Annotated in this window: 11 protein-coding genes; 9 read left to right on the top strand and 2 right to left on the bottom strand. The window is 38.4% G+C overall.

Translation table 11 applies throughout. The features are described from left to right. The gene (argS, locus tag BFG57_RS06615; protein ID WP_069716703.1) at nucleotides 1-1,671 is read left to right on the top strand and encodes an arginine--tRNA ligase; all 1,671 of its coding nucleotides are present in this window, start codon (nucleotides 1-3) and stop codon (nucleotides 1,669-1,671) included. A gap of 150 nt (nucleotides 1,672-1,821) precedes the next feature. Further along, nucleotides 1,822-2,580 carry an alpha/beta fold hydrolase gene (locus BFG57_RS06610; protein WP_069716702.1) on the top strand — a complete coding sequence of 253 codons (759 nt, stop codon included), beginning with the start codon at nucleotides 1,822-1,824 and terminating at the stop codon, nucleotides 2,578-2,580. On the opposite strand, the gene uvsE is transcribed toward BFG57_RS06610, so the two are convergent. Then, nucleotides 2,569-3,525, bottom strand: a complete 957-nt coding sequence (gene uvsE, locus BFG57_RS06605; protein WP_069716701.1) for a UV DNA damage repair endonuclease UvsE — start codon at nucleotides 3,523-3,525, stop codon at nucleotides 2,569-2,571. The genes BFG57_RS06610 and uvsE overlap by 12 nt on opposite strands. A gap of 14 nt (nucleotides 3,526-3,539) precedes the next feature. Next, nucleotides 3,540-4,730 (bottom strand): cardiolipin synthase, encoded by a 1,191-nt coding sequence (cls, locus tag BFG57_RS06600; protein ID WP_069716700.1) that lies wholly within the window; start codon nucleotides 4,728-4,730, stop codon nucleotides 3,540-3,542. A 380-nt stretch (nucleotides 4,731-5,110) separates the two neighbouring features. Here cls and BFG57_RS06595 point away from each other — a divergent pair, with 380 nt between their 5' ends. The 7 genes from BFG57_RS06595 to BFG57_RS06565 form a co-directional block, all read left to right on the top strand. Further along, nucleotides 5,111-7,228: a (Fe-S)-binding protein gene (locus tag BFG57_RS06595; RefSeq protein WP_069716744.1), complete on the top strand. Its 2,118-nt coding sequence runs from the start codon at nucleotides 5,111-5,113 to the stop codon at nucleotides 7,226-7,228. A 90-nt stretch (nucleotides 7,229-7,318) separates the two neighbouring features. After that, nucleotides 7,319-8,497: an acetyl-CoA C-acetyltransferase gene (locus BFG57_RS06590; protein WP_069716699.1), complete on the top strand. Its 1,179-nt coding sequence runs from the start codon at nucleotides 7,319-7,321 to the stop codon at nucleotides 8,495-8,497. A 212-nt stretch (nucleotides 8,498-8,709) separates the two neighbouring features. Further along, a complete protein-coding gene (locus BFG57_RS06585) occupies nucleotides 8,710-9,561 on the top strand; it encodes a 3-hydroxybutyryl-CoA dehydrogenase (RefSeq protein ID WP_069716698.1) in 852 nt (283 codons plus the stop codon). 206 nt (nucleotides 9,562-9,767) lie between these two features. After that, nucleotides 9,768-10,907, top strand: coding sequence for an acyl-CoA dehydrogenase (locus tag BFG57_RS06580; protein ID WP_069716697.1), 1,140 nt, complete (start codon nucleotides 9,768-9,770; stop codon nucleotides 10,905-10,907). A 78-nt stretch (nucleotides 10,908-10,985) separates the two neighbouring features. Further along, nucleotides 10,986-12,128 carry an acyl-CoA dehydrogenase gene (locus tag BFG57_RS06575; protein ID WP_069716696.1) on the top strand — a complete coding sequence of 381 codons (1,143 nt, stop codon included), beginning with the start codon at nucleotides 10,986-10,988 and terminating at the stop codon, nucleotides 12,126-12,128. 61 nt (nucleotides 12,129-12,189) lie between these two features. Further along, nucleotides 12,190-12,819 (top strand): TetR/AcrR family transcriptional regulator, encoded by a 630-nt coding sequence (locus tag BFG57_RS06570; protein WP_069716695.1) that lies wholly within the window; start codon nucleotides 12,190-12,192, stop codon nucleotides 12,817-12,819. Nucleotides 12,820-12,955: 136 nt separating this feature from the next. Continuing rightward, a partial coding sequence (locus BFG57_RS06565) for a cobalamin-dependent protein (protein WP_175428284.1) occupies nucleotides 12,956-13,889 on the top strand: 934 nt, incomplete at its 3' end.

The raw sequence follows: 13,889 nt of genomic DNA, 5'->3' as shown, positions 1-13,889 counted from the left end.
ATGAATATTGTAGAACAAGTGAAAGAACGTTTGAAGGAAGAAATTAAGCAAGCCGTTTTGAAGGCTGAATTAGCTACAAATGAGGAAGTACCAAATGTCGTTTTAGAATTGCCAAAGGATAAAGAACATGGTGATTATGCAACAAACATGGCGATGCAACTTGCACGTATTGCGAAGAAAGCACCACGCATGATAGCTGATGATATTGTTGCGAATTTTGACAAGTCCAAAGCATCTATTGAAAAAATTGAAATTGCAGGGCCTGGATTTATCAACTTTTATATGAACAATAGTTATTTAACGGACTTAGTTACTACTGTACTTAATGCAGGTGATACTTATGGGGAAACGAATACAGGTCAGAATGAAAAGATTCAAGTTGAATTCGTTTCAGCAAACCCAACGGGAGATCTTCACCTCGGACATGCTCGTGGTGCAGCAGTAGGTGATACATTGTGTAATGTATTAGATAAAGCTGGGTATGAGGTCGAGCGCGAATATTACATTAATGATGCAGGTAATCAAATTCATAACCTTGCATTATCAGTGGAAGCAAGGTATTTAGAAGCATTAGGTAAGGAAAGTGAGATGCCTGAAGATGGGTATCGTGGAGCGGATATCGTAGAAATAGGTAAAGAGCTAGCGAAAGAATTCGATGAGACATTGTTAGAAAAAGACGATGAAGAGCGTTATGAATTCTTCCGTCAACATGGATTGAAATATGAGCTTGCTAAGCTACAAAAGGATTTGAAAGCTTTCCGTGTAGAGTTTGATCATTACTTCTCTGAAACATCATTATATGAATCAGATAAAATTACAGAAGCTCTAGATACATTAAAGGCAAATGGTTATGTATACGAAAAAGATGGTGCAGTATGGTTCGAAACGACAAAGTTTAATGATGATAAAGATCGCGTACTCATTAAACAAGATGGTTCTTACACTTATTTAACACCAGATATTGCTTACCATCAAGATAAGCTGAAGCGTGGTTTCGATAAGCTGATTAATATTTGGGGTGCAGACCATCACGGATATATTCCACGTATGAAGGCAGCTATTCAAGCTCTAGGAAACGATAAAGATACGCTTGAAGTTGAAATTATTCAAATGGTAAATCTGTTCCAAAATGGTGAAAAGGTGAAGATGAGCAAACGGACAGGAAAAGCCGTAACACTTCGTGAATTAATGGACGAAGTTGGGATCGATGCAATGCGTTATTTCTTTGCAATGCGTAGTGCTGATTCACACTTAGATTTTGATATAGACTTAGCAGTGTCTAAATCGAATGAGAATCCAGTATATTATGCTCAATATGCACATGCTCGTATTTGCAGTATGCTTCGTCAAGGGGAAGAAATTGGTGTTACAGTAGATGAAAACCTTGATCTGTCACATGTGAATTCGGAAAAAGAGTTTGATCTTCTTAAGAAGCTTGGGGAATTCCCAGAGTCAGTTGCAGAAGCTGCTCAAAAGCGTATGCCACATCGTGTTACAAATTATATCTATGATTTATCGGCTGCACTGCATAGCTTCTACAATGCTGAAAAAGTTATTCATGAAGATGATACAGATAAGACGAAGGCACGCTTAGCACTAGTAAAAGCAGTTCAAATCACATTACGCAATGCTCTAGATCTAATTGGCGTATCAGCACCTGAAAAAATGTAATAAATTTAGAAAGCCTCTGTTTTCGTAACAGGGGCTTTTTAGTATATTTCTACATTAGGGTTAACGAGCATGTAAGGTTAATTTCCAATCATTAAAGGGGGTAATTTGTATCGTATGGAAAAACAATAGGAATGAAATGAGGTGTAGTTAATGGCAATCATCAAAGGATTTCATGTAGAGAAATATGGGGAGAACGGGATGCCGATCGTATTTATTCATCCTCCAATGATGGGGAAACAAGTTTTTATGTATCAAGAGGAGCTTGCAAATGACTATCAGGTTATTTTTTATGATCAAAGAGGGCACGGTCAAACCATTCATCGAGAAGGAGAAATGTCAATTAAGCAGATGGCAGAGGATCTTTACAAAGTGATAAATGGGTTAAATTTGGAGAAGGTTGTTCTATGTGGATATTCAAGTGGAGGATACATCGCACAACAATTTGCGATTATGTATCCAACAAGAACGAGAGCTATTATTTTATTAGGAGGATTTCCACAAGTACATACATTTTGGTTAAAGCACGAATTTCATGCTGGGATTATATTGTTGAAATGGCGTGCACAACACTTACTTTCGGAAATTCTAGCACAAGGTCATGCTATTACGAAGGCAGATCGTAAAAAACTTTATCATTATGCAATTAAAAGTCATATTCCATCCGTTATTTCACTGTATGAAGCAGGTCTTACTTATGCAGTTCCTGATCTAACGACAATCGATCAACCGATGTTTCTCATATATGGTGCAAAGGATGAGTATATTCATGCATATATAAAAGATTATGTGCGGATTGTGCCTGAAACGCAATTCTTTCTAGTAGGCGATAATTTCCATCAGTTACCTACTAAAGGTCATCTTGGTTTAAATCCATGTTTACGTTCTATTTTAGAAAAGTTAAGGGAATAAAAGCACTCCCCCACTAAGTCGTTTTACTCCACGCTGTTTCGCTAGTTTCCCCATTAAATGTAAGAGGGCTTTGTCTTTGTTTTTTGCTTCAATCATAGTATCAAAATCTGTACCAATTTGACGAGCTTCTTTCAAAAAGGGATCAATAAATTTTTCATCTACCATATCTGAGTGTTTGCGGAAATTCTCATCTGATTGTGGAGAGGATAAGTGCACTTTAGGTGTTAAGTTTCTCCATTCCCATGTTTTAAAGATTCGATTTAGTAAGTGTTGATAAGGTATCTCTGAAGGGTTTGCTTGTTCATGATGGTAATCAAAGATCATTGGTATGCGTAGATCTTCACAAATGTGAAGTACATCAGAAGCGTTATACGTTTTATCATCATTTTCAAAAGTCATGATTTGTTTGATATGCTCTGGTAGTTTTTTTATATTGTAATGTAGCTGTTTAATTGCTTTGGCTTTATCACCGTATGCACCACCAATATGGATATTGATGAGTGATTTCTTTTCAAGATTCATTGCTTCAAGGACATTGAAATGGTAGGTCATATCTGTAATCGCATTGGCTGTTATTTGTTCTTTTTCGCTGGTGAAAAGTGTGAATTGGTTTGGATGGAAGCTAACGCGTAATTTGTGTTTTTGAACAATTTCTCCAATCTCAATAAATTGTGTTTGGAAGTGTGATAAATAATCAAAATCTACTTCAGGGTGTGTAGCGAGTGGCACGATTGAAGAGGAAAAACGATACAATGGAATACCTTGTGCAATGTTGTAATATAGAGCACGTTTTGTATTTTCAAGATTTATTTTTGTTACAGTTATTAGTTTATCTAAACGTTCATTTTTCTTCAGTTTCTTCCAGTTAGAGAATGTGACTGTTTTCGCTGGTGAAGCTTCCCATAATGATAAAGCATGTGAGACATATCCAAATCTTACAAGCATAATGCTCCTCCTCTCTATAGCAAACCAGATAACAAACTCGAAAGTACTTCGATAGGGCGTTGTTGCAAAGGTCGAGCTTTATATTCTTCTATTGTTAGTGGTTTAGCGTGTATAATGTCATGATGTATTTCTGTAAGAATGTCATTAATAAAGATACGATCTTCGATTAGGCAGTTTAGCTCATTGTTAATAAAGAAACTGCGTTTATCAAAATTAGCAGTACCAAAATCACAGATTCTTTGATCGATAATAATACATTTTCCGTGATAGAATCCATAATCATATCGATATATTTTCACACCGCAGTTTAGCAACAATTTAAAATATGGAAACGCTGCTGCCCTTACTAGTGGGTGATCAGCCTTAAGAGGAACGAGCAGTGTAATCTGTATGCCTCGGTTTGCTGCCTCAATTAACGATTCGTTAATTTTTTTGCCTGGTATATAGTAAGGGGAAGCAATAACGATTTCTTTTTCAGCTGAATTTATGAACTGTAGTAAGAAACTCTCTATGCCTACCCCGTCACTTGGCATGAAGGTACTACCAGTTGTTCCGTTTTGAAGTGCAGTTGGATACAATTCATTAGAATTAACCTCGGTCCGTGTTTCTCTTTGCCAATCAAAGAGAAATTCCGATTGTAAAATGCGCACACTTTCACCTGTAATACGTAAGTGAAAATCCCTCCAAAACCCTAGGCGTGGATTATTACCTAAATATTCTTCACCAATATTAAATCCTCCGAAATAACCGATTTCCCCATCTATAATTGTTACTTTACGATGGTTTCGATGTTGAATAGAAAAGAACAAGAAAGGCAATCGAGGTTTGTTTGCATGCTCAAAAAGAATTCCAGCTTCACGTAACTGCTTAATTTTGTTCTTTGAAACACGAAATCCCCCAATTCGGTCAAGGAGCAGCCTGACTGTAACTCCTTCAGCTGCTTTTTTCATAAGTAACTGAAGGAATTGTTCACTTATTCGATCTTTTTTTATGATGAAAAATTGAATGTGGATATGCTGTGTTGCACTTTGAATGTCTTGAAATAGTCGATCATATAGATCGTGTCCATTTCCAAAAAGTTCCCAATCCATCATTCGTTTTGGATAACTTCTTTTTATAATTGATCGATGTAGCTGCCTCTTTCCAAAATAAAAATCAACAGTTAGATAAACGATGAATAATATGAGAATGGTTAAGATTATCATGATTCCGCAGTCTCCTTTAACTGTATGAATGGGTAGATTAAACATTATTTTCTCCAGCTTTATAACTATTCATGAAAAAAGTTTTATAATTACGAAAAAACGATTCTTATCGAAAATATGCAAATTTATTGAACTTTTTCAAAAAACTACTGACTGAATGCTCATTCAGAAGACGATTTATGATATAATGTTGTCAGAATATTAACTCGTTTAAAAATGTTTACGCTTTCAAGGAGGTGTCTTTGTTCTTTTTATGCAAAGAAGTAAACAGAGATAACGAATCGAAACCTCTCTTCGAATATAGTCACTGTAAAAAATTATATTCCGCAGGGTAGGCAACAGAAACATAAGAGTAATTAGGCATGAAAGGGGCTGTGTACATGAATACTTTACTTGTAATTAATTGGATAGCTTTTCTAGCAATCATGGCTTACGGGTTATCACTATTTGTGTATGTTGTTAAAACACGTTACGAATACATTAAATTAGGTAAAAAAGAAGAATTTGAAGAAAACGTGAAGGCACGTCTTGAAAAAGTTAAAGTGAATGTCTTCGGACAAAAGAAACTTTTGAAAGATAAGAAGAGTGGAATTATTCACGTAATGATGTTTTACGGTTTTTTACTAGTTCAATTCGGTGCGATTGATTTTATTTGGAAAGGTCTTGCACCGGGCACTCATTTACCATTGGGACCGTTGTACCCAGGTTTTACATTTTTCCAAGAAATTGTAGCATTAATGATTTTAACTGCGGTAATTTGGGCCTTCCATCGTCGATATATTGAGAAGCTTGTTCGTTTAAAAAGGGGTTGGAAAGCTGGTTTAGTATTAATTTTTATCGGTACGCTAATGGTCTCAACATTGCTTGGAAATGGAATGGGAATCATTTGGCAGGGTCATGAAGGGACATGGAGTGAGCCAATTGCTTCAACGATAGCACTATTATTTTCTGGGATTAGTCCAACAGTAGCAGCGGGAATCTTTTATTTTTCATGGTGGGTTCATTTGCTTGTACTGCTAACATTCCTCGTGTATGTGCCACAGTCTAAGCATGCGCACTTAATTGCAGGTCCTGCAAATGTTTATTTCAATCGTCTAGATGCACCTGGTAAACTACGTCCGATAAACTTCGAGGACGAAGAAGCAGAATCGTTTGGTGTTGGTAAGATTGAAGATTTCTATCAGGGGCAAATGATTGACTTTTATGCGTGTGTTGAGTGTGGTCGCTGTACAAATATGTGCCCGGCAACAGGTACAGGTAAGATGTTGTCTCCAATGGATTTAATTGTGAAAATGCGTGATCACTTAACAGAGAAGGGCGCGGTCGTAACGTCACGAAAACCATGGGTTCCGACATTTGCGTTTAACAATACAAAAGGAAATCAACTAGCGATGCAGTCTGCTGCAGCAGGGTTTGAAGAAGGAGCAGCGGCTCTAGATTATAGCCCAAGCTTAATTGGAGATGTCATTACTGAAGAGGAAATTTGGGCATGTACAACGTGCCGTAACTGTGAGGATCAATGTCCAGTTATGAATGAGCATGTTGATAAGATTATTGATTTACGCCGTTACCTTGTTCTAACTGAAGGTAAGATGGATGCAGATGCTCAACGTGCGATGCAAAATATTGAACGACAAGGAAATCCTTGGGGTATTAACCGTAAGGAACGTGAGAACTGGCGTGATGCACGTGAAGATGTTCATGCTCCAACAGTTAAAGAAATGAAAAAAGCAGATGAAGAATTCGAGTATTTATTCTGGGTAGGATCAATGGGTTCTTATGATAATCGTAGTCAGAAAATTGCTTTATCATTTGCCAAGCTCATGAATGAAGCTGGTATTAAATTTGCTATTCTCGGTAATAAGGAGAAAAATTCTGGTGATACAGCTAGACGACTAGGTAATGAATTTTTATTCCAAGACCTTGCGACTAAAAATATTAGCGAATTTGAAAAAAATGGGGTAACAAAAATTGTAACGATAGATCCACATGCATATAATACATTGAAAAATGAGTATTCAGATTTTGGGTTTGAAGGCGAAGTGTATCATCATACTGAATTATTAGCAGAATGGGTTCGAGAAGGTCGCTTACAACCAACTCATGAAGTAAATGAAACAATTACATTCCACGATTCTTGTTATTTAGGACGTTACAATGAAGTTTATGAACCACCACGAGAAGTCTTAAAGGCTATCCCAGGCGTTAAAGTGATCGAGATGGAACGTAATCGAGATACTGGAATGTGCTGTGGTGCTGGTGGTGGACTAATGTGGATGGAAGAAGATACAGGTAATCGAATTAATGTTGCACGTACTGAACAAGCACTTGAAATTAATCCGTCTATGATTAGTAGTGGTTGTCCGTATTGCTTAACGATGTTAAGTGATGGTACGAAAGCGAAAGAAGTTGAAGAAAGTGTACAAACGTTAGATATAGCTGAAATTCTTGAGTTATCTGTATGTGGTGCTCAAAAAAGTGAAATGGTAGTGCAATAAAATATGTAATGAACGCGGAAGAGGTGGTGCAAAGGCATCACCCCTTTCACGCGTCGAGCGAGCGTTCAATCAAATGAAGGAGGAAATCTTATGACTAGAACTGTAATCGTTGGTGGAGCCCGTACACCTTTTGGAAAGTTTGGGGGATCATTAAGTTCTTTAACAGCATCTCAATTGGGTGGGATTGCGATTAAAGAGGCATTGAAGCGTGCAGGTGTAGATGCTGCAAATGTCGGTGAAGTACTAATGGGTAACGTTCTACAAGCCGGTCAAGGTCAGATTCCGTCACGTCAAGCTTCACGTTATGCAGATATTCCTTGGGAAGTTCAAACAGAAACGATTAACAAAGTATGTGCTTCAGGAATGCGAAGCGTAACGCTTGCTGATCAAATCATTCGTGTCGGTGATGAAGATGTAATTGTTGCCGGAGGAATGGAATCTATGAGTAATGCACCATATATGCTACCAAAAGCACGTTGGGGTATGAGAATGGGTGATCAAAAAGTTATTGATGCCATGGTACATGATGGGCTGACTTGTTCATTCAAAGGTGTTCATATGGGCACTTATGGAAATAGCACTGCGAAAGAATTTGAACTAACACGTGAACAACAAGATGAATGGGCTAACAGAAGTCACCAACGTGCACTTGCGGCGATTGAAGAAGGAAAATTTGCAGATGAGATCGTTCCTGTCGATGTTCCGCAACGTAAAGGAGATGCTGTAACGATTGATACAGATGAAGCTCCTCGAGTAGGAACGACAACAGAGAAACTTAGTAAACTATCACCAGTATTTGGTGAAGACGGTACAATAACTGCTGGCAATGCACCAGGTGTGAATGATGGTGCTGGTGCGCTTGTATTAATGTCTGAGGAACGTGCAAGTAAAGAAGGTAAAGAAGTGATGGCAACAATCATTGGACATACAGCACTTGCGGTAGAAGCACATCGTTTTCCTGAAACACCGGGTCTTGTAATTAATAAATTGTTAAATAAGACGGGTAAGTCAGTAGAGGACATTGAGTTGTTTGAGGTTAATGAAGCATTTGCAGCCGTAGCATTAGCAAGTGGAAAAATAGCAGGATTGAATCCTGATAAGGTGAATGTTAATGGAGGAGCAGTAGCACTTGGTCATCCAATTGGAGCAAGTGGTACGAGAATTATTTTAACGTTAATACATGAATTGAAACGTCGTGGCGGAGGGATCGGTATCGCAGCTATTTGCAGTGGAGGCGGTCAAGGGGATGCCATTATGATTCAAGTGTAAGCGTTTTACCACGTTTTAACTGACACTAAGACTCCCACTTCAAAGCTTAGAAAAGTCAGCGAAGTTTCACTTTATTAATCTAGCTTTTGTAGATGTCAGACTATTTTGGTATATCAAAGCTTTCTAATTGATATAGGTCAGATGCATGCGGAAGCTAGATAACATTAAATTAGTAAATTCTCTTAATCCATTTATTTAAGGAGGAATAACAGATGAGTATAAAAAAAGTAATGGTTATTGGTGCCGGGCAAATGGGTTCGGGCATTGCCCAAGTATGTGCAATGGCTGGTTATGAGGTTGTTTTACAAGATTTAAAGGATGAGTTCTTAGAGCGTGGGATGAACAACATTTCAAAGAATCTTCAACGCCAAGTTGATAAAGGTCGTATGAATGATGATGAAAAGGCTCGAGTACTTTCAAATATGAAAACATCAACAGATATTCAAAGTGCTAACAGTGTTGATCTCGTAATAGAAGCAGCTGTTGAAAACATGGAGATTAAGAGTAATATTTTTGCTCAACTTGACGAGATTGCACCAGCTCATGCGATTCTAGCGACGAATACATCTTCACTGCCAATTACTGAAATTGCTGCTGTAACGAATAGACCTGAAAAAGTAATAGGAATGCACTTCATGAATCCAGTTCCAGTAATGAAGCTCGTTGAAATTATTCGAGGGCTTGCAACGACAGATGAAGTGTATCAAGCAATTGAAGAAATGACGAAGAAATTAAATAAAGTCCCTGTAGAAGTAAATGATTTCCCTGGATTTGTTTCAAACCGTATTTTAATGCCAATGATTAATGAAGCAATTTATACAGTATATGAAGGTGTAGCGGAGCCTGAAGCGATTGATGAAGTAATGAAACTTGGTATGAATCACCCAATGGGACCACTTACACTAGCAGACTTTATCGGTTTAGATACATGCCTATCAATTATGGAAGTCTTACATGAAGGATTTGGTGATGATAAATATCGTCCATGCCCATTACTACGTAAATATGTGAAAGCAGGTTGGCTTGGACGAAAGACAGGCCGTGGATTTTATAAATACGATTAACAGTTGAGCGAGCAATCGCTCGATTTAATACGTGTCGCCTGAAGCTAAGACTATAGGTATCGGAGTTTAAGGAGAAAAGGAGCTTGGTCATCTCCTTGCGGCATTAATTTTTAGAAAATTTCTAACTAGTTGCATCGACTATTAATAAGTGACGAGGGGAACCTCAATTGATGGAAGTTTCATTTTATTCAACAGGAGGAACTAGCATGGAACTACGTTTTACAGAAGAACAAGAGATGATGAGGAAGATGGTTCGCGATTTCGCTCAAAAAGAAATTGCACCAATTGTTGAAAGAATGGAAGAAACAGATGAATTCCCACGAGAAATTGTAGATAAGATGGCGAAATTAGGGCTATTAGGAATTACAACACCAGAAGCTTATGGTGGCTCAGAAATGGATTTTATATCTTATATCATCGCAATTCATGAGCTTTCGAAAGTAAGTGCTACGGTAGGAGTTATTTTATCTGTTCATACTTCAGTGGGGACGAATCCTATATTTTATTTTGGCTCAGAAGAACAGAAACGAAAGTACGTACCAAAGCTTGCATCAGGAGAGTACCTTGGGGCTTTCGCATTGACTGAACCAGGAGCAGGCTCTGATGCGGGTAGTTTGAAGACGCGTGCAATAAAAAATGGGGATTCATATGTATTAAACGGTTCGAAAATATTCATCACAAATGGTGGAGAAGCAGATACATACATCGTGTTTGCTTCAACAGATCCTGAAAAAGGGTCTAAAGGTATATCTGCATTTATCGTTGAAAAAGATACACCAGGTTTCATTATCGGCAAGAAAGAAGCAAAAATGGGCTTACATGGTTCGAATACAGTGCAGTTAACATTCGAAGATTGTCAAGTACCTGTGGGAAATCTTCTTGGTGAAGAGGGTCAAGGATTTAAAATAGCGATGGCAAACTTAGATGTAGGACGAATTGGTATCGCGGCACAAGCGTTAGGAATTGCAGAAGCAGCATTAGAACACGCAACGGAATATGCGAAGGAACGTGTTCAATTTGGGAAACCGATCGCATTACAGCAAGGGATTGGTTTCAAGCTAGCAGATATGGCCACATCAGTTGAAGCTGCAAAGCTATTAATCTATCGAGCAGCTGACATGAAATCACGTGGTATCCAATGTGGACAAGAAGCATCAATGGCAAAACTATTTGCATCACAAACGGCTGTTAATGTAGCAACAGAAGCTGTTCAAGTTTACGGTGGTTACGGTTATACGAAGGATTATCCAGTAGAGCGATTTTTCCGTGATGCGAAAATTACAGAGATTTATGAAGGTACGAGTGAAATTCAACGTCTAGTTATTAGTCGTAGTTTAACGAAATAATCGTTTTTCTAGCAACCTACTATATAAAGTTAAATTGATGCGATTTAGTCAAAGACAAACAGAGGGGGATTATGTATAATGAATTTTCAATTATCAGAAGAACATGAAATGTTAAGAAAGATGGTTCGTGATTTCGCAACTGAGGTGGTTGAACCAACAGCAGCTGAGCGTGATGAAGAAGAGCGTTTTGATCTAGAAATTTTTGATAAAATGGCTGAGTTAGGGCTCACAGGTATTCCGTGGCCAGAAGAGTATGGTGGCAGTGGGTTTGATTATTTAGCTTACGTTATTGCAATTGAGGAGCTATCTCGAGTATGTGCTTCAACAGGCGTAACGCTATCGGCACATGTTTCATTAGCTGGTTGGCCAGTATATAAGTTTGGTACGGAAGAACAGAAACAGAAATATTTGAGACCGATGGCTGAAGGGAAGAAAATTGGTGCGTATGGGCTGACTGAGCCGGGGTCAGGTTCTGATGCAGGTGGTATGAAAACGACTGCAATTGTTGATGGAGATGACTATATATTAAATGGTTCAAAAATATTTATTACAAATGGCGGTATTGCAGACATCTATGTTGTGTTCGCTGTTACAGATCCAACATCAAAACATAAAGGTGTTAGTGCGTTCATTGTTGAAAGTGATTTTCCAGGTTTTTCAGTTGGTAAGAAAGAGAAGAAATTAGGTATTCGTTCGTCACCAACTACAGAAATCATTTTTGACAATTGTCGAGTACCGAAAGAGAACTTATTAGGTAATTTAGGAGAAGGCTTTAAGGTTGCGATGATGACACTAGACGGTGGTCGAAATGGTATCGCAGCACAAGCTGTTGGGATTGCACAAGGTGCACTCGATTCATCAATTGAGTATGCAAAAGAGCGTGTTCAATTTGGAAAACCAATTTCAGCTCAACAGGGGATTGGCTTTAAGCTTGCAGATATGGCGACAACCGTGGAAGCATCTCGTCTCTTAACATACCAAGCGGCTTGGAGAGAGTCGGAAGGTTTGCCATATGGTAAAGAATCAGCGATGTCTAAGTTGCTTGCTGGTGATACTGCAATGAAAGTAACGACAGAGGCTGTACAAGTATTCGGTGGTTACGGCTATACGAAAGATTATCCTGTTGAACGTTATATGCGTGATGCGAAGATTACACAAATATATGAAGGAACAAATGAAATTCAGCGACTTGTTATCTCGAGAATGTTGACAAAAGGTTAAGTTAGTACCCTCTTTCTTAAGGGGTACGCGGGTGACAAGCAAGCGGAAAGAGGGGAATAGGGTGAGTAAACGTGAAGTTCCTGCATCTGTTAAAGATGAGAAGCTAGTAAAAAAACGAAGAGATCAGATGATTAAAGGGGCGGTTAAGCTTTTTATAGAAAAAGGTTTTCATCGCAGTACAACCCGTGAAATCGCGAAAGCGGCAGGTTTTAGTATCGGTACTCTATATGAGTATATTCGTAAAAAAGAAGATGTATTGTACCTCGTATGTGATTCTATTTATGAAAGTGTACATCAACGCCTTCAAACATCTATGGATTTAGAGCGTGGAGATATTGAGTGCTTGAAGCAGGCTGTTACCTCCTACTTTGTAGTAATGGACGAAGTGCAAGATGAAGTTCTTGTCATGTACCAAGAAGCTAAGTCATTAACGAAGGATGCTCTTCCATACGTATTAGAGAAGGAAATTGAGATGGTTGCAATGTTTGAAAAAATACTTCGCAGGTGTGTTGAAAATGGAGAATTTAGTCTGTCAGAATCAGAAATCAAGCTTGTAGCACATAACATTTTCGTTCAAGGTCAGATGTGGGGATTTAGGCGTTGGATTTTGCAGAAGTTATACACATTAGAAGAATATACAGAATTGCAAATAGAAAATTTGCTTGGAGGTTTACTTTCTAAAAAGGTTTAAAAGAGTGGGAGATCTGAGCTCATATTTCTAGAAATGGCTTCTACATCAATAACTTCTCAGCATTTCCCTCTTTCTATTTTAATAATAAGTCAGAGAATTTTGTGCGTTAACATTCAAATTAAAGGGGAGAAAGTGAATGGCTAACACAGAAATTTATAAACCAAAACATCATGTAAGGTTTGTGACAGCTTCTAGCTTATTTGATGGTCATGATGCTTCGATTAATATTATGCGTCGCATTATTCAAGCAACAGGATCTGAGGTTATTCACCTTGGGCACAACCGTTCAGTAGAAGAGATTGTGAGTGCAGCAATTCAAGAGGACGTTCAAGGAATTGCGATCTCATCTTACCAAGGTGGTCACGTTGAATTTTTTAAATATATGTATGATCTGTTGAAGGAAAAAGGTGCTGAACATATCCGCATTTATGGGGGAGGCGGAGGTGTTATTGTTCCCCGTGAGATAAAAGAGTTGCATGATTATGGAATTGCTCGTATATTCTCACCTGACGATGGTCGTGAGCTAGGTTTGCAAGGTATGATTAATCGTATGGTTGAAGAATGTGATTATGCAACCTTTGATAGGTTAGAAGAGATGCCAGCACCTACAGTTGAAGATTTCAGAACAGTCGCAAAATGGATAACAGCGGCTGAAGAAGCGGAGTCTGGAAATGATGAGGCAGCTGATGCAGTAGGGTCTGCACTAGAAATGAATATAACGGCAGACACTCCAGTGTTAGGGATAACAGGAACTGGTGGTGCAGGTAAAAGCTCTTTAACAGACGAGCTTGTCCGTCGCTTTCTAAATGAAGTGCCAGAGAAAAAGATCGCTATTCTTTCTGTTGATCCGACTAAGCAAAAAACGGGTGGAGCGTTGCTTGGCGATCGAATTCGTATGAATGCGATCTTTAATCCACGTGTATATATGCGAAGCCTTGCTACTCGTGGGTCAAGGACCGAACTTTCACTTGCCATTAAGGAAGCGATTCAAGTTGTAAAACAAGCGGGGTTTGATTTCATTATTGTTGAAACAAGTGGAATTGGTCAAGGTGATGCAGAAATTACTGAAG

It is taken from the genome of Bacillus solimangrovi, from assembly GCF_001742425.1.
Taxonomy (GTDB): Bacteria; Bacillota; Bacilli; order Bacillales; family Bacillaceae_N; genus Bacillus_AV; species Bacillus_AV solimangrovi.
This window is presented reverse-complemented; position numbering and strand designations above follow the sequence as displayed.